Genomic DNA, 16,241 nt, shown 5'->3' with positions numbered 1-16,241 from the left:
GCGGCAACTTGCGCGCTTCTCAAGACAAGGAGCAGCCGATGTCCGGTTCAATGGCCCAGGCGTTCGCGCACAACTTTCTCGGGCACTCGCCCCGTTGGTACAAGGCCTGCATCGTCGGCTTTCTCATCCTCAATGCCCTGGTGCTTTGGACCGCAGGCCCGGTGGTTGCCGGCTGGCTACTGGTGCTGGAGTTCATCTTCACCCTGGCCATGGCACTCAAATGCTATCCGTTGATGCCCGGCGGCCTGCTGTTGATTGAAGCCCTGCTGCTGAAGATGACCACGCCCCAGGCGCTGTACGACGAGTTGCTGCACAACTTCCCGGTGATCCTGCTGCTGATGTTCATGGTGGCGGGTATCTATTTCATGAAGGACCTGTTGCTTTACCTGTTCTCGCGCCTGCTGCTCGGGGTCCGCTCCAAAGCCCTGCTGTCCCTGATGTTCTGCTTTCTGTCGGCCTTTCTGTCGGCGTTCCTCGATGCCTTGACTGTGACCGCCGTGATCATCAGTGCCGCCGTAGGTTTTTACTCGGTGTATCACCGCGTCGCCTCGGGCAACGATCCGCGCCAGGACAGCGAGTTCAGCGACGACCAACATCTGCCCACCCTGCATCACGGTGATCTGGAACAGTTCCGCGCCTTCCTGCGCAGCCTGCTGATGCACGGCGCCGTAGGCACCGCGCTGGGCGGTGTCTGTACGCTGGTCGGTGAACCGCAGAACCTGCTGATCGGCCATGAAATGGGCTGGCACTTCGCTGAGTTCTTCACCCGGGTTGCGCCGGTATCCCTGCCGGTACTGGTTGCCGGGCTGGTAACCTGCGTCCTCCTGGAAAAGCTGCGCTGGTTCGGATACGGCACGCTGCTGCCGGATAACGTTCGTGCGGTGCTGGCCAACTACGCCGCCGAAGACAATGCCGAGCGCACCACGCGCCAAGGTGCAGCGCTACTGGTGCAAGGCTTTGCCGCATTGATTCTGATTGCCGGGCTGGCGTTCCACATCGCCGAAGTGGGTTTGATCGGTTTGATGGTGATCGTGTTGATTACCGCCTTTACCGGCATCACCGACGAACACCGCCTGGGCACAGCGTTCAAGGACGCCATGCCGTTCACCTCATTGTTGGTGGTGTTTTTCGCCGTGGTCGCGGTGATTCACGACCAGCAACTGTTCGCCCCACTGATCCACTGGGTGCTGACGCTCCCGGCAGACCAACAACCGGGCATGCTGTTCATTGCCAACGGCCTGCTGTCCGCCATCAGCGACAACGTGTTCGTGGCAACCATTTACATCACCGAAGTGAAGCGCGCGTTCATGGCGGGAGAGATGACCCGTGAGCATTTCGAAACCCTGGCGATTGCGATCAATACCGGTACCAACCTGCCGAGCGTGGCGACGCCCAACGGTCAGGCGGCGTTTCTGTTCCTGCTGACCTCGGCAATTGCACCGCTGGTGCGTCTGTCGTACGGGCGGATGGTCTGGATGGCGCTGCCGTACACCGTGGTGATGGGGACATTGGGCTGGTATGCGGTGAGTTACTGGCTCTGACACCGCCGAGCCTTTGTGGCGAGGGGGCTTGCCCCCGTTGGCTGCGCAGCGGCCCCAAAACCTACTACTACGCTGTAGCAGGTACACCGAGTGATGAAATGGCGACTGCTTCGCAGCCGAACGGGGGCAAGCCCCCTCGCCACAAAAGCTCGCTCCCACTGGAGATAGGTGCTATCCGAGGCGGTGCCAGACGCGACCGTCACGGGTGAGCAGTTCTTCGCCGGCCTTGGGACCGTTTTCCCCGGCAGCGTAGCTCTGCACGCTGGAATCCTGCTGCCAGGCATCCAGGAACGGCTGAACGGCGCGCCAGCCGTTTTCGATGTTATCGGCGCGCTGGAACAGCGTCTGGTCACCCGTCAGGCAATCGTAGATCAGGGTTTCGTAGCCGGTGGAAGGCTGCATCTCGAAGAAGTCCTTGTAGGCGAACCCCAGCTCGATGTTGTCCATTTTCAAGGCCTGGCCGGGACGCTTGGCCAGCAGGTCGAACCACATGCCTTCGTTCGGCTGGATCTGAATGCGCAAATAGGTCGGCTGCAGCTCATCGACCTCGGTATCGCGGAACTGCGCATAGGGCGCCGGCTTGAAACAGATCACGATCTCGGTGTCACGCACACTCATGCGCTTGCCTGTTCGCAGATAGAACGGCACGCCGACCCATCGCCAGTTATCGATCATAACCTTGAGGGCCACATAGGTTTCGGTATTGCTGTCGGGTGCGACGTTGTTTTCCTGGCGATAGCCCGGCAGTGCCTTGTCGTCGATCTCACCGGAGGTGTATTGGCCGCGTACCGAGTTGGCGCGGGCTTCCTCCACCGTCCAGGGCCTGATCGCGCCAACGACCTTGGCTTTCTCGCCGCGCACCGCATCGGCGCCGAACGCGGCGGGCGGTTCCATCGCCACCATCGCCAGCAACTGGAACAGGTGATTGGGCACCATGTCCCGCAGCGCGCCGGTGTGCTCATAGAAACTGCCACGGGTTTCCACGCCCACGGTTTCGGCGGCGGTGATCTGCACGTGGTCGATGTAGTGATTGTTCCAGAACGCTTCGAACAGGCTGTTGGAGAACCGGCTGACCAGGATGTTCTGTACGGTCTCCTTGCCCAGGTAATGGTCGATGCGGTAGATCTGCTTTTCCGTCATCACCTTGAGCAGGCAAGCGTTCAAGGCTTCGGCTGTATGCAGGTCGGAACCGAAGGGTTTTTCGACCACCACCCTTCTGAAGGCCTCGGGGTTTTCTTCCAGCAAGCCGGCCGAGCCAAGACGGCGCACCACTTCACTGAAGAAACGCGGCGCGGTGGCCAGATAGAACACCGCATTGCCGGTACCGCTGTCGGCGATTTTTGCCGCCAGCGCTTGATAAGTGCTGTCGTCCAGGAAATCGCCCTGAACGTAGCTGATGCCTTTGGCGAGTTTGGCCCACAGCGCCGGGTCAAGGGCTTGATCGCCCTTGCCGGTCCTGGTGGCCACCTCGTTGCGGATGAAGTCTTCGAGTTTTTGTGCGAAGCCTTCATCGCTGATGGCGTTGTGGTCAACGCCGATGATCCGCAGTCCATTCCCGAGTAAACCGTCACGGCTGAGATTGTACAGCGCCGGCATCAGCAGGCGCTTGACCAGATCGCCGTGGGCGCCGAACAGGAACAGCGTGGTCGGTGGCGCGGGTTCAGCCTTGGACTTTCTGCGGATCGCGTGGGTCATTTTTTCGAGGTCTCCACATGGCCGCCGAAGCCGAAGCGCTGGGCCGAGAGAATCTTGTCGCCAAAGGTGCCTTGCCCACGGGAACGGTAGCGCGAGAACAGCGAGTTCGACAGCACCGGCACCGGCACCGCTTGTTCCATGGCAGCTTCGATGGTCCATTGACCTTCACCGCTGTCGGCCACGGACCCGGAGAAACCGTCGAGTTTCGGATCGCTGGCCAGGGCGTCGGCAGTCAGGTCCAGCAACCACGAGGACACCACGCTGCCACGGCGCCACACTTCGGCGATATCGGCGACGTTCAGGTCGAAACGCTGGTCTTGCGGCAGGCTCTCGCTGTTTTTGGTCTTGAGGATGTCGAAGCCTTCTGCGAACGCCTGCATCATTCCGTATTCGATGCCGTTGTGGATCATCTTCACGAAGTGCCCGGAACCGGCCGGACCTGCATGAATGTAACCACGCTCGGCACGATCGTCTTCGGACTTGCGGTCCTTGGTGCGCGGGATGTCGCCCAGGCCAGGGGCCAGGGTGGCGAACAGCGGGTCGAGGCGCTTAACAGTCTCGGCATCGCCGCCGATCATCATGCAGTAACCGCGCTCCAGGCCCCAGACACCGCCGGAGGTACCGACGTCGATGTAGTGCAGGCCTTTTTCCGACAGGGTCTTCGCCCGGCGGATATCGTCTTTATAGAAGGTGTTGCCGCCGTCGATGATGGTATCGCCGGCGTCGAGCAAGGTGCTCAGGGTGTCGATGGTTTCTTCGGTCGGCGCGCCAGCTGGCAGCATGACCCAGACCGCACGCGGCCTGGCCAGGCCGGCGACCAGCGCCGGCAGATCGGTGACGCCCGTGGAGCCCTCTGTAGCCAAGGCTTCGACAAAGGCGGTATTGCGATCGTAAACAACGGTGGTGTGCCCGTTGAGCATCAGGCGCCGCGCAATATTGCCGCCCATGCGGCCCAGTCCAATAATCCCGAGTTGCATGTGCTGATGCTCCCTACTACAAATTAAAGTGTGTCAAAGGTTATAGCCCAACGCGACTCATGAGGTTAGTCCAGAGCGTTGGCACGAAGTTTCCGGGCATTGTGCCCGATCCTGATGGATAACGTCGGGAATCAAACCGAAGACACAACGACCATGAAAAATAAAAAAGTTCCCTTCTGGGGCAAAAGAAATCAAAATTGGCGCCGATAGTAGGTCAGCCCCGGATTTCGAGGTGTACCTACAGTTGAGACACGCCATTTGCGAGGTGAGCAATGGGCACAGTACATACCGCACTGCCAGCACAAACCCTTTACGTCACAATCCGTCGTGACGAATTGCGCCAGTTGAAAGACGAACGCGATCAGTTGAAGCAGGAACTGGCGCAGTTGCGGCTGCTGCTGCAAACCAATCAAGTGCAGCCCCTGGCTGTGGTGCAACACACCCCATTCGCCTGACCCCCTCCTTTGAAGCGGGAGCAGTCTGCACTGCTTCCGCACCGGCTCACGCCCTGCCACCCCTGGCAACTCACAAAATTTTCACAATTGTTACACGACAATTACTCGTTTAGGTCGCCCGATTCCGCGCGGCCCTCGTTCGTCGTCCGTGATATCCAAGTCTCGGCGGTGGTAGTGAACTCTCGGCTGGAGCGCTGAATGTCTTTGTTTAAACGCAGCAACACGACTGCGGCAGGTTTTGATTGGGCCGGATTTGTCTGGCTGTTTGTATTCTTCTGGTACTTTTCCGGCATCACCCAACTACTGATCCAGTTGACTGGCACCTCCGGCTTTAGCGGATTCCGCCAGGCCTTCGTCATGAGCGCCTTCTGGCTGGCGCCGATGTTGCTGTTCCCCCGGCAAACCCGCGTCATGGCTGCCGTGATCGGCGTCGTACTGTGGGCGTGTTCCATGGCGAGCCTGGGTTACTTCTTCATCTATCAGCAGGAGTTTTCCCAGAGCGTCATCTTCATCATGTTTGAGTCGAACGTGGCTGAAGCCGGCGAATACATGACCCAGTACTTTGCCTGGTGGATGGTGCCGGCGTTCCTGGCACACACCGCTTTTTCCTGGTTCCTGTGGACACGCCTGCGCCCGGTGTACCTTCCCCGCGGCAAGGCAATCGTGGCCGCGGTGGCCATTGTCGTGGCGGTCGTCGGTTATCCGCTGATCAAGCAAACCTCACGCACCGGCAGTTTCGCCGAAGGCTTCGACAAGTTCGAAACCCGCATCGAGCCGGCGGTGCCATGGCAGATGGCCGTGGCCTATCACCGCTACCTGGAAACCCTGGCCGGCATGCAAGACATGCTCAATAGCGCGAGCAAGATTCCACCGCTGCACAACCTGAAGGACGCAATGGCCAACACGCCTGCGACCCTGGTGCTGGTGATCGGTGAGTCCACCAACCGTCAGCGCATGAGCCTGTACGGCTACCCCCGGGCAACCACGCCGGAACTGGACAAGCTCAAGGATCAACTGGACGTTTTCGACAACGTCATTACGCCGCGCCCCTACACCATTGAGGCGCTGCAGCAGGTCCTGACCTTCGCCGACGAAGAAAACCCCGACCTGTACCTGTCGACGCCATCGCTGGTCAGCATGATGAAACAGGCAGGTTACAAGACCTTCTGGATCACCAACCAGCAGACCATGACCAAGCGCAACACCATGCTCACGACCTTTTCCGAACAGGCCGATGAACAGGTGTACCTGAACAACAACCGCAACCAGAACGCCGCCCAGTACGATGGCGACGTGATCGAGCCCTTCAACAAGGCCCTGGCCGACGGTGCACCGCGCAAACTCATCGTCGTGCATTTGCTCGGCACGCACATGAGCTACCAGTACCGCTACCCGTCGACCTTCGACAGGTTCCAGGACCGTGAGGGCGTGCCTGCCGGCATTCGCGATGACCAGTTGCCGACGTACAACAGCTACGACAATGCCGTGCTGTACAACGACTTCGTGGTGTCCAGCCTGATCAAGGACTACGCCAGGACCGATCCGAACGGCTTCCTGCTGTACCTGTCCGACCATGGCGAGGACGTGTTCGATTCCGTGGGCCACAACACCTTGGGGCGCAACGAGAACAAGCCGACAGCACCGATGTACACCATTCCGTTCATGGCCTGGGCATCGCCGAAATGGCGCGCAACCCATGACTGGAACCTCGTGGGTGATCTCTCGCGCCCTTACAGCAGCTCGCACCTGATTCACACTTGGGCCGACCTGGCGGGCCTGAGCTTCGACGAACTCGATCGCAGCAAAAGCCTGGTCAGTGACAGCTTCAAGGCCCGGCCATTGATGATCGGCAACCCGTATGAGCGTCAGCAGCGTGCGCTGATCGACTTCAGCTTGATGAAGCCCAAAACGCCACCGACTGTCGTTCAGCAGTAATCCTTTCAGGGGCCAGTTCCGGCCCCTTTTTTATGCTCCCGTTGCAGCCATGCAGGTCGTTGGTGAAGTTGATTCCCAATTAACCGAATCGGCGGATAATGCCATTTCGACACTGCTTCATTGATTCATGGACGAAAGGCATCCGACATCTGTAGTGGGAGGCAAACCATGAAACGCACCGCAATGATTCTCGCCGGCCTGATGGCCTTGGGCTCAACCAGTGCTTTTGCCGAAGGTGGGGCCGAACGCATGCGCTATTACTACGAAAGCCTGCGACTGGCCCAGCAAGAAGCCCTGGGCCACCCCATCCAAAGCATTGAACTGCGGGTTCCGGACGATCAAACCGCACAAATGACTGAAACCTACAGAGCGAAATGATCCATGGCCGTCTGATTGCAGTTCTAGGTAGAAGACTGTCGGGCGTCCTGATGGACGCCCTTTTTTTGCCTGTTGAATCAGAGGCTCTTGGTCCAGAACAGCATCCGTCCATGGGCCGGGTCGAACATGCCGGCGGCGAAACCGGCTTTTTCATAGGAACCCTGGGCCACGGCATTGCCTTCCAGCACTTCCAGGGTGAGCTTGCAGCAGCCACGCTGACGGGCGATGTCTTCGACCTTTTGCAGCATCTTCTGGCTCAAGCCCAGGCCGCGAAATTTTTTCACCACCGACACATCATGCACATTGACCAGCGGCCGACAGGCAAACGTCGAGAACCCCTCGAAGCAATTGACCAGCCCGGCCGGCTCGCCACCGACAAAGGCCAGCACACTGAAGGCGTGGGGGCGCCGGGCAAGTTCGCCCGGGAGCTGCTCCAGTACATTGGCCGGCAACGGCTGGCCGCCCCCCATCGGGTCCTCGGCGTAGTGGTTCAGCACCAGGCAAATAGCCTCGGCATGCACCGGATTGGTGTAACTGGCCTGAAGCACAAGAATTTCTGCGGAGTCCATTTCCATCCTCGATCACACATGAAGTAGCCCCCAGCATGTACTCACGCTGAAGTGCCCGCAGACCATAGCGCGAGCAACGTGCCAACGACAATCGCAACCGAGAAAATCTTTGGCCTCAAGCGCCCCAGATCAAGGCTTCCGTCCACCCCAGTTCGGCAAAATCCTCAGCCCGCAAGTGCGACTCACCGGCGCAGAAAAACTCGTCGAGTTGCGGTGGCTGGACCGAGGTGCCGCTGAGCATGGCGTGAATCTGGCCGCGGTGATGGATCTGGTGTTCAAACAAATGGGACAGCAGGCGCAAGCGACTGTCGTGTTGCGGGGTATCGCGGGCGATGGTCACGATTTTGCCCAGGTCGGCGTCGCGCATCTGCTCGCAGTAGGCGATCAGCCGGCGGTCGACGTGGGCCTGTTCGCCAACCAGGTCCGTTGCCACGAGGCAGGGTTCGTCCTCCTTGAAAAACACCCGGCAATCGGGATGCGGGTCGTCGCCGCGCAGTTCGCGCTCCAGGGCGTCCACATAAAACCAGTCACAGGTGAGGATGTGGTTGAGGGTGGCGCGGATCGAGGGGAAGAAGCTGACCCGGGATGCGCTCAGTTCCTGCGGGCTCAACTGACGCCAGGCCTTGGCCAGTCGGTGATTGGCCCAGGCGTTCTGATAGGCCATGGTCAGCAAATGGTGTGACAGGGGCTGATTCATGTTCGCTGCTCCCGTTCAAAACCCGATCAAACTTCGGCAAACCGCTGCAGTTGCATTTCCTGCAATCGACTGAGGGTGCGGCGGAACGGAAATTCCAGATAACCCTCGGTGTAAAGCGATGCCATTGGCACTTGCGCTTCAAGGTACAGCGGCACCTTGCGGTCGTAGCACTCGTCCACCAGGGCAATGAACCGTCGCACACCATCGTCATGCACCGATAACTGCGGCAACTCGCGATCTCCCGCCTCCACCCGCTCGACACCGTCCTCGGTGCCGCGGGCAATGCGCCCTGCGCGTTTCTGTGCGCTGAGGTTGGGCACGTCACTCAACAGGATAGCGCCGTAGGTATCGCACAGGGCGATGAAATCCATGGCCGCGAAGGGTTGCTCGCACAGCGCGGCGTAACGGGTCCAGAGCACCGTCGGGCTGGCCTTGACCACCTCAAGGCAACGGTGACCGACCTTGACCGGCTCGCTCGATACTGACTGGCCGACGCTCAACAACTGGAACACTTCACCCAGCGCGCAGGGGTTACCGGGCTCGGCCACCCAATAACGTTGCAAACCGGCCCCCGGATGCAGGCGATGGTCTTCCCCGCCATCCACCGCAATCACCTGCATGTGCTGCTTGATCGCCGTGATGGCAGGCATGAAACGATCGCGATTGAAGCCATCGGCGTACAACTGGTCCGGCGGTAGATTGGACGTGCAGACCACCACCACGCCCTGTTCGAACATCACCTGGAACAGGCGCCCGAGAATGATCGCGTCGCCGATGTCATTGACGAACAGTTCGTCGAAACACAGCACGCGAACCTCTTCAGCCAATTCACGGGCCAACGCCTTGAGCGGATCGGCAGTGCCGGTCAGTTGAAACGAGCGTTGGTGCACCCAGCCCATGAAGTGGTGAAAGTGCTGGCGCCGCGCCGGTACTCGCAGGCTTTGGTAGAACTGGTCCATCAACCAGGTCTTGCCCCGCCCCACCGGCCCCCACAGGTACACGCCGGAAATGGGCGCGCGGCCTGCGTGCAACGCTTCGTGGCATTTTTGCAGCGCCCACACCGCATGTTCCTGGGCCTCGTCCTGGACGAAGCCCTTTTGTTCGATGGCATGCTGCCAGGCGCTTAAGGGGGAATCGATAGTCATGGGCGGCAGTATGCCATTGCCCATGGATAACGCGACCGGTGATCGGCAGTTTTGTGCTGACAGGAAAAGCACCTTGACGCTTTAGATTACCAGCATCATATTTAATAGATGCTTTAGATAATTTATTAAACCTTGTCGCCATCCCTCTGGAGTCATCCCATGCATTACAAAGTTTTCGGTCGTAAAACCGGCTTGCGTGTTTCCGAACTGGCGCTGGGCGCGGGTAATTTCGGTACCGGTTGGGGCCATGGCGCCGAGCGTGACGAAGCCAGACGGATTTTTGATGGTTATCTGGAAGCCGGTGGCAATTTCATCGATACCGCCAATGGCTATCAGGGCGGGCAGTCCGAGGCCATGCTCAGCGAATTCATCGCCGCAGAACGGGATCGCCTGGTCATCGCCACCAAATACACCCTCGGGACTACACCGGCAGCCGGCATTTCCCACACTGGCAACAGCCGCAAGAACATGGTGCGCGCCGTCGAAGAAAGCCTGAAACGGCTGAAGACCGAGCATATCGACCTGTTCTGGGCGCACATGAGCGACGGCGTCACGCCCATGGAAGAGATCCTGCGCGGCTTCGACGATCTGGTCAGTGCCGGCAAGATTCATTACGCCGGGCTTTCGAACTTCCCCGCCTGGCGCATCGCCCGCGCCGACCTGCTGGCCGAGGTACGCGGTTTTGCGCCGATTGCCGCGATCCAGGTCGAGTACAGCCTTGCCGAACGCACCGCCGAGCGTGAACAACTACCAATGGCCGAAGCCCTGGGCCTGGCCGCGACCTTGTGGTCGCCGCTGGGTGGCGGCTTCCTGACCGGTAAGTACCGCAACAGTGAGGGCGACAACCGTGCGAACAAGCTCGGCGTGCTGATCCACGCCGAAAAAAGCGCCCGCGAAACCGCCCTGCTCGACACCTTGATCGATGTCGCCGCAGAACTGGACGCCAGCCCGACCCACGTGGCCATCGCCTGGCTGCGGGAAAAAGCCAGACGCTCGACCACGGCGCTGATTCCGATCCTCGGTTCCCGGACCCGTGAGCAGCTGGATGCGACGTTGGGCGCGCTGAATGTGCAATTGAGCAGCGAACAACTGGCACGACTGGATGGCGTCAGTGACGTGGCCAAAGGCGTGCCGCACGAATCCATTTCCGGTTCGTTCGCACGGTTCAGCGGTGGTCAGATCCTCGACCTGCCAATCATTCCAGTGGCCTGACACAAATCAAAACTGTGGGAGCGAGCTTGCTCGCAATGAGGGCGGAACATTCAACATCCATGTCGGCTGATCGACCGCCATCGCGAGCAAGCTCGCTCCCACAGGGTCAGGCGTATTACTTATCGACCTTATGCCTTGCCGCATACAGACACAGCATCTCCATCGCCAGCGTCGCCGCCGCCAGTGAGGTGATCTCCGCGCTGTCATAGGCCGGTGCCACTTCCACCACGTCCATGCCCACCAGATTGATCCCGCGCAAACCGCCGAGAATCTCCAGCGCCTGCACCGTGCTCAAGCCGCCACACACCGGTGTTCCAGTGCCCGGAGCGAATGCCGGATCGAGGCAGTCGATGTCGAAGGTCAGGTACACCGGGTTGTCGCCGACCCGGGCGCGAATCGCCTCGACGATCGCCTCGCAGCCACGGCGGTGCACCTGCCGTGCGTCGAGCACCTGAAAGCCCTGATGATCATCGTTGGTGGTGCGCAAGCCGATTTGTACCGAGCGCGACGGGTCCACCAGCCCTTCCCTGGCCGCGTGCCAGAACATGGTGCCATGGTCGATGCGCTTGCCCTCTTCGTCCGGCCAGGTGTCGCTGTGGGCGTCGAAGTGGATCAGCGACAATGCCCCGTGCTTGCGCGCATGGGCCTTGAGCAGCGGGTAAGTAATGAAGTGATCGCCGCCAAAGGTCAGCATCGCGCTGCCCGCATTGAGGATGTGCTCGGCGTGGGCTTCGATCATTTCGGGCGTCGATTGCGGCGAACCGTAGTCGAAATCGCAATCGCCGTAGTCGATGACTGCCAGATGATCAAACGGGTCAAACGTCCACGGCCAGTGCCGTTCCCAGGCGATCCCGGCCGAGGCGGCGCGAATGCCCCGGGGCCCGAAGCGTGCGCCGGGGCGGTTGCTGGTGGCCGTGTCGAACGGCACGCCACTGACGGCCACATCAACGCCACGCAAGTCACGACTGTAACGGCGACGCATGAAACTGGTGATACCGGCGTAGGTACTTTCAGCGGCCGTGCCGTAAAGGCTGTCACGGGTAAGGGCTTGATCGTTCTGCATCGGGACGTCCATTGAAGGCTCCTTCTTTTATAGTTATTGGCGGCTACGGAAAGTGGTCCACAAGCGCGTGCGCAGGCGCATGTCCTTGAGGTTCATGCTGCGGTCGGCGTACAGCCGTTCGCGCACGTCGGCCAGCGGGTAGATGTCCGGATCGGTGCGCACCGCTTCATCCACCAGCGGCGTGGCGGCCTGGTTCGCCGTGGCGAAGAACAAGGTGTTGGTCAGTGCCGCAACGGACTCGGGGCGCAACATGAATTCGATAAAGGCGCGGGCGGCTTCGGGGTGCGGCGCGTCCTTGGGAATCGCCAGGTTGTCCTGCCACACGAGGGTGCCTTCCCTGGGAATCCGGTAGGCAATTTCATAGGGCTTATTGGCTTTGCGTGCCTGGTCGGCAGCCATGCTCGCGTCACCGTTGTAGGTCAACGCCAGGCACACGCTGCCATTGGCCAGGTCGCTGATCTGCCGCCCGGTGGCGACGTACAGCACGTTCGGCTGTAGCTGATGCAGCAACGCCTCGGCGGCTGACAGATCATTCTTGTCCGTGCTGTAGGGATCTTTACCCAGGTAATGCAGCGCCAGTCCGATCACCTCCTGGGGCGAGTCGAGAATGGCGATGCCGCAGTCCTTCAACTTGCTCGCGTACTCGGGTTTGAACAGCAGGTCCAGGCTATTGAGCGGCACGTCCGGCAAGCGCTGCTTGATCGCCTCGACGTTCATGCCCAATCCCAGCGTGCCCCAGGTATAAGGCACGCCATAGCGGTTGCCGGGATCGACAGCGGCGAGTTTTTCCAGCAAGTCCGGATCGAGGTTGGCGTAACCCTTGAGTCCTTCGCGGGGAATCGGTTTCAACGCCCCGGCTGCAAGCCCCCGGGCCAGCACACTGGAGGACGGCACCACCACGTCATAACCGCTGCCGCCGGTGAGCAGCTTGGTCTCCAGTACTTCCGAAGAATCGAAGGTGTCGTAGCGCACATGGATGCCGGTTTCCTGCTCGAACCGCTGCAGGGTTTCGGGGGCCACGTAATCGGCCCAACTGTACAGATTGACCACCTTGTCTTCGGCCTGGGCCGAAACAGCCACGGCGAGCAACAGCGCGGGTAAACACAGCTTGAACATGGGAGCCATGACGAACACCTGACCAGAGGAAGTGGTTGCAGGATGCGTCGTCGGATACATTGGTAAAATATCAAGTTAATTAACCTGACTTTATGACGGAGTAATGTTTGATGCTCGGCCAACTCCATGATCTGGACCTGCAATTGCTGCGTCTGTTTGTCAGCGTGGTGGAGTGCGGCGGTTTCAGTGCCGCACAGGGTGAGCTGGGGTTGAGCCAGTCGAGCATCAGCCAGCAAATGGCCAAGCTGGAAACCCGCCTTGGCTATCGCCTGTGCAGCCGCGGCAAGGGCGGATTCAAGGTCACCGCCAAGGGCGAACAACTCCTCAGCGCCACACGCACCCTGTTCGAATCCATCGAAGCCTTCCGTCATCAATCCAACGGCGTGGCCGGGCGCTTGATCGGTGAAGTGCGCCTGGGTCTGTCCGAAGCCCTGGATCAATCGGTGCTGCAACGGGTGGCCGAGGCGATCCGGCGCTTCCGTGAGCGGGACGAGTCCGTGCGCATCGAACTGATCAGCGCCATGCCCGGCGAAATGGAGCGCTTGCTACTGCAACAGCGGCTGGACCTGGCCATCGGCTATTTCTCGCAAGTGCAAAGCGCGTTTGACTACCGCCAATTGTTCATTGAAACCCAGCATCTGTATTGCGCCCCCGGCCATCCGCTGTTCACCAACCCGGCCCCCTGCGATCAGGATCTGCAGGCCAGCGACCGGGTCGATCACCCCTACCGTTTCCTGCGCAGTGACGAACCCTTCCAGGGCAAGCTGTGTTCGGCGCGCTCGGAACAAGTCGAAGGCACCCTCGCCTTTATCCTTTCCGGCAAGCATGTCGGTTATTTGCCCAGCCACTTCGCCCATGCCTGGGAAAACAAGGGTTTGCTCAGGGCCGTGCGTCGAGGCGACATGAGTTTCGATGTCGCGTTTCATCTGGCCCGGCACCGGGCGCAAGTGGCCGGCGATGCACAAAAGGCATTCGAAGAGGATCTGCTCGCGGCGTTTGCCTGACTACGTCGTGGTCTACGCTGTAACAATGCCGGACACTGTCATGCAAAAATGCACAGATAACCTGCACTTATCCGGGTTGTACAAGGCAAATTTGCACTGATACGATCCGCCATCGCTCGCGCGCGAGCATCTTGATAAAGAACAATAAAAGCAGGGAGTTAGTGATGACTGCTCAGGTTTTTTCTCCCGGGACTCAGTCCATGGATGCCATGCAAAACGAAGTGCTGGCCGAGGTTCGCAACCACATTGGTCACCTGACCCTCAACCGCCCCGCCGGCCTCAATGCCCTCACCCTGGACATGGTGCGCAACCTGCACCGCCAGCTCGACGCCTGGGCCCAGGATTCGCAAGTCCATGCCGTGGTCTTGCGCGGTGCCGGGGAAAAAGCCTTCTGCGCCGGCGGCGACATTCGCTCGCTGCATGACAGCTTCAAAAGCGGAGACACCCTGCACGAAGATTTCTTTGTCGAGGAATACGCCCTCGACCTCGCGATCCACCACTACCGCAAACCGGTGCTGGCCCTGATGGACGGTTTTGTCCTCGGCGGCGGCATGGGACTGGTGCAAGGCGCAGACCTGCGCGTGGTCACAGAGAAAAGCCGCCTGGCAATGCCGGAAGTCGGCATCGGTTATTTCCCGGACGTCGGCGGCAGTTACTTCCTGTCGCGCATCCCCGGTGAACTGGGGATTTACCTCGGCGTCAGCGGCGTGCAGATTCGCGCCGCCGATGCGCTGTATTGCGGCCTGGCCGACTGGTACCTGGAAAGCGACAAGCTTGGCGTCCTGGACGAAAAACTCGACCAGCTCGAATGGCACGATACGCCGCTCAAGGACCTGCAAGGCCTGCTGGCGAAATTCGCCGTGCAGCAACTGCCCGATGCGCCACTGGCGACTTTGCGCCCGGCCATCGACCACTTCTTCGCCCAACCCGATGTGCCGAGTATTGTGGAACAACTACGCCAGGTAACGGTCGCCGACAGCCATGAGTGGGCCGTCACCACCGCCGACCTGCTGGAAACCCGCTCGCCGCTGGCCATGGCCGTGACCCTGGAAATGCTCCGTCGCGGACGCGAGCTGCCCCTTGAACAATGTTTCGCCCTTGAGCTGCACCTGGACCGTCAGTGGTTCGAGCGCGGCGACCTGATCGAAGGCGTGCGCGCCTTGCTGATCGACAAAGACAAGACACCACGCTGGAACCCGCCCACCCTCCAGGCACTGGACGCCGAACACGTGGCGAGCTTCTTCAGCGAGTTTGACCGGAGCGAGAGCTGAGCCATGCACGATATCGAATTGAGTGAAGAACAAGTCATGATCCGCGACATGGCCCGGGATTTTGCCCGCGGCGAAATCGCGCCCCATGCCCAGGCCTGGGAAAAGGCCGGCTGGATCGATGACGGTCTGGTGGCGAAAATGGGCGAACTGGGCTTGCTGGGCATGGTGGTCCCAGAGGAATGGGGCGGCACCTATGTCGACTATGTGGCCTATGCATTGGCGGTAGAAGAAATTTCCGCCGGCGACGGTGCTACCGGCGCCTTCATGAGCATCCACAACTCCGTGGGCTGCGGGCCGGTGCTCAACTACGGCAGCGAAGAACAGAAGCAGACCTGGCTGGCGGACCTTGCCAGCGGCCAGGTCATCGGCTGTTTCTGCCTGACCGAACCCCAGGCCGGTTCCGAGGCGCACAACCTGCGCACCCGCGCCGAACTGCGCGACGGCCAGTGGGTGATCAATGGCGCCAAACAATTCGTCAGCAACGGCAAGCGCGCCAAACTGGCGATTGTGTTTGCCGTGACCGATCCGGACCTGGGCAAACGTGGCATCTCGGCGTTCCTGGTACCGACCGACACCGCCGGTTTTATCGTCGACCGCACCGAACACAAGATGGGCATCCGTGCTTCCGACACCTGCGCGGTGACCCTGAACAACTGCACCATCCCCGAAGCCAATTTGCTGGGCGAGCGCGGCAAGGGCCTGGCCATCGCCTTGTCCAACCTCGAAGGCGGCCGCATCGGCATCGCCGCCCAGGCACTGGGCATCGCCCGCGCAGCGTTTGAGGCTGCACTGGCTTATTCCCGTGATCGTGTGCAGTTTGGCAAAACGATCAATGAACACCAGAGCATCGCCAACCTGCTGGCCGACATGCACATGCAGTTGAACGCCGCGCGATTGATGATCCTGCATGCCGCACGCCTGCGCACGGCCGGCAAGCCCTGTCTGTCGGAGGCGTCACAAGCCAAGCTGTTTGCGTCGGAAATGGCTGAAAAGGTCTGCTCGTCCGCGATTCAGATTCATGGCGGCTACGGGTATCTGGAAGACTATCCGGTGGAGAAGTACTACCGGGATGCGCGGATCACGCAGATCTACGAAGGGTCGAGCGAAATTCAGCGGATGGTGATTGCCCGCGAGCTGAAGAACTACCTGGTGTAATGCCCTGTAGGAGCGAGCTCGCTCGCGA

At 60.3% G+C, this 16,241-nt stretch carries 15 protein-coding genes; 8 read left to right on the top strand and 7 right to left on the bottom strand.

What is annotated here, in order from left to right:
- Nucleotides 1-38 precede the first annotated feature (38 nt).
- Nucleotides 39-1,541, top strand: coding sequence for a sodium/proton antiporter NhaB (nhaB, locus tag KW840_RS13680; protein WP_218495582.1), 1,503 nt, complete (start codon nucleotides 39-41; stop codon nucleotides 1,539-1,541).
- Between the two features lie 171 nt (nucleotides 1,542-1,712).
- Here the strand turns inward: nhaB and zwf are convergent, their stop codons facing one another.
- Both zwf and gnd read right to left on the bottom strand, forming a co-directional pair.
- Nucleotides 1,713-3,236: a glucose-6-phosphate dehydrogenase gene (zwf, locus tag KW840_RS13675; RefSeq protein WP_218495580.1), complete on the bottom strand. Its 1,524-nt coding sequence runs from the start codon at nucleotides 3,234-3,236 to the stop codon at nucleotides 1,713-1,715.
- On the bottom strand, nucleotides 3,233-4,213 hold the full coding sequence (gene gnd / locus KW840_RS13670; RefSeq protein WP_218495579.1) for a phosphogluconate dehydrogenase (NAD(+)-dependent, decarboxylating): 981 nt from the start codon (nucleotides 4,211-4,213) through the stop codon (nucleotides 3,233-3,235). Before gnd ends, zwf begins: the two co-directional genes overlap by 4 nt.
- Nucleotides 4,214-4,485: 272 nt before the next feature.
- Here gnd and KW840_RS13665 point away from each other — a divergent pair, with 272 nt between their 5' ends.
- The 3 genes from KW840_RS13665 to KW840_RS13655 all read left to right on the top strand — a co-directional run bounded on the left by KW840_RS13665 (nucleotide 4,486) and on the right by KW840_RS13655 (nucleotide 6,981).
- Nucleotides 4,486-4,668, top strand: a complete 183-nt coding sequence (locus KW840_RS13665; RefSeq protein WP_057714730.1) for a DUF6026 family protein — start codon at nucleotides 4,486-4,488, stop codon at nucleotides 4,666-4,668.
- A 198-nt stretch (nucleotides 4,669-4,866) separates the two neighbouring features.
- Complete coding sequence (locus KW840_RS13660) at nucleotides 4,867-6,603, top strand: phosphoethanolamine transferase CptA (RefSeq protein WP_218495578.1); 1,737 nt, start codon at nucleotides 4,867-4,869, stop codon at nucleotides 6,601-6,603.
- Between the two features lie 168 nt (nucleotides 6,604-6,771).
- Nucleotides 6,772-6,981, top strand: coding sequence for a hypothetical protein (locus tag KW840_RS13655; protein WP_218495575.1), 210 nt, complete (start codon nucleotides 6,772-6,774; stop codon nucleotides 6,979-6,981).
- A gap of 77 nt (nucleotides 6,982-7,058) precedes the next feature.
- On the opposite strand, the gene KW840_RS13650 is transcribed toward KW840_RS13655, so the two are convergent.
- The 3 genes from KW840_RS13650 to zapE form a co-directional block, all read right to left on the bottom strand.
- The gene (locus KW840_RS13650; protein WP_154859879.1) at nucleotides 7,059-7,550 is read right to left on the bottom strand and encodes a GNAT family N-acetyltransferase; all 492 of its coding nucleotides are present in this window, start codon (nucleotides 7,548-7,550) and stop codon (nucleotides 7,059-7,061) included.
- A gap of 115 nt (nucleotides 7,551-7,665) precedes the next feature.
- Entirely contained in the window at nucleotides 7,666-8,247 is a 582-nt protein-coding gene (locus KW840_RS13645; RefSeq protein WP_154909112.1) for a DinB family protein, read from the bottom strand.
- A 26-nt stretch (nucleotides 8,248-8,273) separates the two neighbouring features.
- Nucleotides 8,274-9,392, bottom strand: coding sequence for a cell division protein ZapE (gene zapE, locus KW840_RS13640; protein ID WP_218495573.1), 1,119 nt, complete (start codon nucleotides 9,390-9,392; stop codon nucleotides 8,274-8,276).
- 159 nt (nucleotides 9,393-9,551) lie between these two features.
- On the opposite strand from zapE, the gene KW840_RS13635 reads away from it, so the two are divergent.
- Nucleotides 9,552-10,604: an aldo/keto reductase gene (locus KW840_RS13635; RefSeq protein WP_218495570.1), complete on the top strand. Its 1,053-nt coding sequence runs from the start codon at nucleotides 9,552-9,554 to the stop codon at nucleotides 10,602-10,604.
- Nucleotides 10,605-10,719: 115 nt separating this feature from the next.
- Here the strand turns inward: KW840_RS13635 and speB are convergent, their stop codons facing one another.
- Complete coding sequence (speB, locus tag KW840_RS13630; protein WP_090455377.1) at nucleotides 10,720-11,679, bottom strand: agmatinase; 960 nt, start codon at nucleotides 11,677-11,679, stop codon at nucleotides 10,720-10,722.
- Between the two features lie 21 nt (nucleotides 11,680-11,700).
- Nucleotides 11,701-12,792 carry a polyamine ABC transporter substrate-binding protein gene (locus tag KW840_RS13625; RefSeq protein ID WP_218495567.1) on the bottom strand — a complete coding sequence of 364 codons (1,092 nt, stop codon included), beginning with the start codon at nucleotides 12,790-12,792 and terminating at the stop codon, nucleotides 11,701-11,703.
- Between the two features lie 101 nt (nucleotides 12,793-12,893).
- Between KW840_RS13625 and KW840_RS13620 the strand changes: the two genes are divergently transcribed.
- From KW840_RS13620 to KW840_RS13610, 3 genes are all read left to right on the top strand, one after another.
- On the top strand, nucleotides 12,894-13,787 hold the full coding sequence (locus tag KW840_RS13620) for a LysR family transcriptional regulator (RefSeq protein ID WP_090455380.1): 894 nt from the start codon (nucleotides 12,894-12,896) through the stop codon (nucleotides 13,785-13,787).
- A 164-nt stretch (nucleotides 13,788-13,951) separates the two neighbouring features.
- The gene (locus tag KW840_RS13615) at nucleotides 13,952-15,058 is read left to right on the top strand and encodes an enoyl-CoA hydratase/isomerase family protein (protein WP_218495565.1); all 1,107 of its coding nucleotides are present in this window, start codon (nucleotides 13,952-13,954) and stop codon (nucleotides 15,056-15,058) included.
- Between the two features lie 3 nt (nucleotides 15,059-15,061).
- A complete protein-coding gene (locus KW840_RS13610; protein ID WP_218495564.1) occupies nucleotides 15,062-16,213 on the top strand; it encodes an acyl-CoA dehydrogenase family protein in 1,152 nt (383 codons plus the stop codon).
- The last annotated feature ends 28 nt before the right edge of the window (nucleotides 16,214-16,241 follow it).

This window comes from Pseudomonas sp. PDM30, assembly GCF_019218985.1.
GTDB classification, from domain to species: domain Bacteria; phylum Pseudomonadota; class Gammaproteobacteria; order Pseudomonadales; family Pseudomonadaceae; genus Aquipseudomonas; species Aquipseudomonas jessenii.
This window is presented reverse-complemented; position numbering and strand designations above follow the sequence as displayed.

Bases quoted from the DNA above. Each gene is read 5' to 3' on its own strand.
- KW840_RS13650 (WP_154859879.1), bottom strand. From the start codon at position 7,550: ATGGACTCCGCAGAAATTCTTGTGCTTCAGGCCAGTTACACCAATCCG.
- KW840_RS13645 (WP_154909112.1), bottom strand. From the start codon at position 8,247: ATGAATCAGCCCCTGTCACACCATTTGCTGACCATGGCCTATCAGAAC.
- KW840_RS13660 (WP_218495578.1), top strand. From the start codon at position 4,867: ATGTCTTTGTTTAAACGCAGCAACACGACTGCGGCAGGTTTTGATTGG.
- speB (WP_090455377.1), bottom strand. From the start codon at position 11,679: ATGGACGTCCCGATGCAGAACGATCAAGCCCTTACCCGTGACAGCCTT.
- KW840_RS13620 (WP_090455380.1), top strand. From the start codon at position 12,894: ATGCTCGGCCAACTCCATGATCTGGACCTGCAATTGCTGCGTCTGTTT.
- KW840_RS13625 (WP_218495567.1), bottom strand. From the start codon at position 12,792: ATGGCTCCCATGTTCAAGCTGTGTTTACCCGCGCTGTTGCTCGCCGTG.
- KW840_RS13635 (WP_218495570.1), top strand. From the start codon at position 9,552: ATGCATTACAAAGTTTTCGGTCGTAAAACCGGCTTGCGTGTTTCCGAA.
- KW840_RS13615 (WP_218495565.1), top strand. From the start codon at position 13,952: ATGACTGCTCAGGTTTTTTCTCCCGGGACTCAGTCCATGGATGCCATG.
- zapE (WP_218495573.1), bottom strand. From the start codon at position 9,392: ATGACTATCGATTCCCCCTTAAGCGCCTGGCAGCATGCCATCGAACAA.
- nhaB (WP_218495582.1), top strand. From the start codon at position 39: ATGTCCGGTTCAATGGCCCAGGCGTTCGCGCACAACTTTCTCGGGCAC.
- KW840_RS13610 (WP_218495564.1), top strand. From the start codon at position 15,062: ATGCACGATATCGAATTGAGTGAAGAACAAGTCATGATCCGCGACATG.
- gnd (WP_218495579.1), bottom strand. From the start codon at position 4,213: ATGCAACTCGGGATTATTGGACTGGGCCGCATGGGCGGCAATATTGCG.
- KW840_RS13665 (WP_057714730.1), top strand. From the start codon at position 4,486: ATGGGCACAGTACATACCGCACTGCCAGCACAAACCCTTTACGTCACA.
- zwf (WP_218495580.1), bottom strand. From the start codon at position 3,236: ATGACCCACGCGATCCGCAGAAAGTCCAAGGCTGAACCCGCGCCACCG.
- KW840_RS13655 (WP_218495575.1), top strand. From the start codon at position 6,772: ATGAAACGCACCGCAATGATTCTCGCCGGCCTGATGGCCTTGGGCTCA.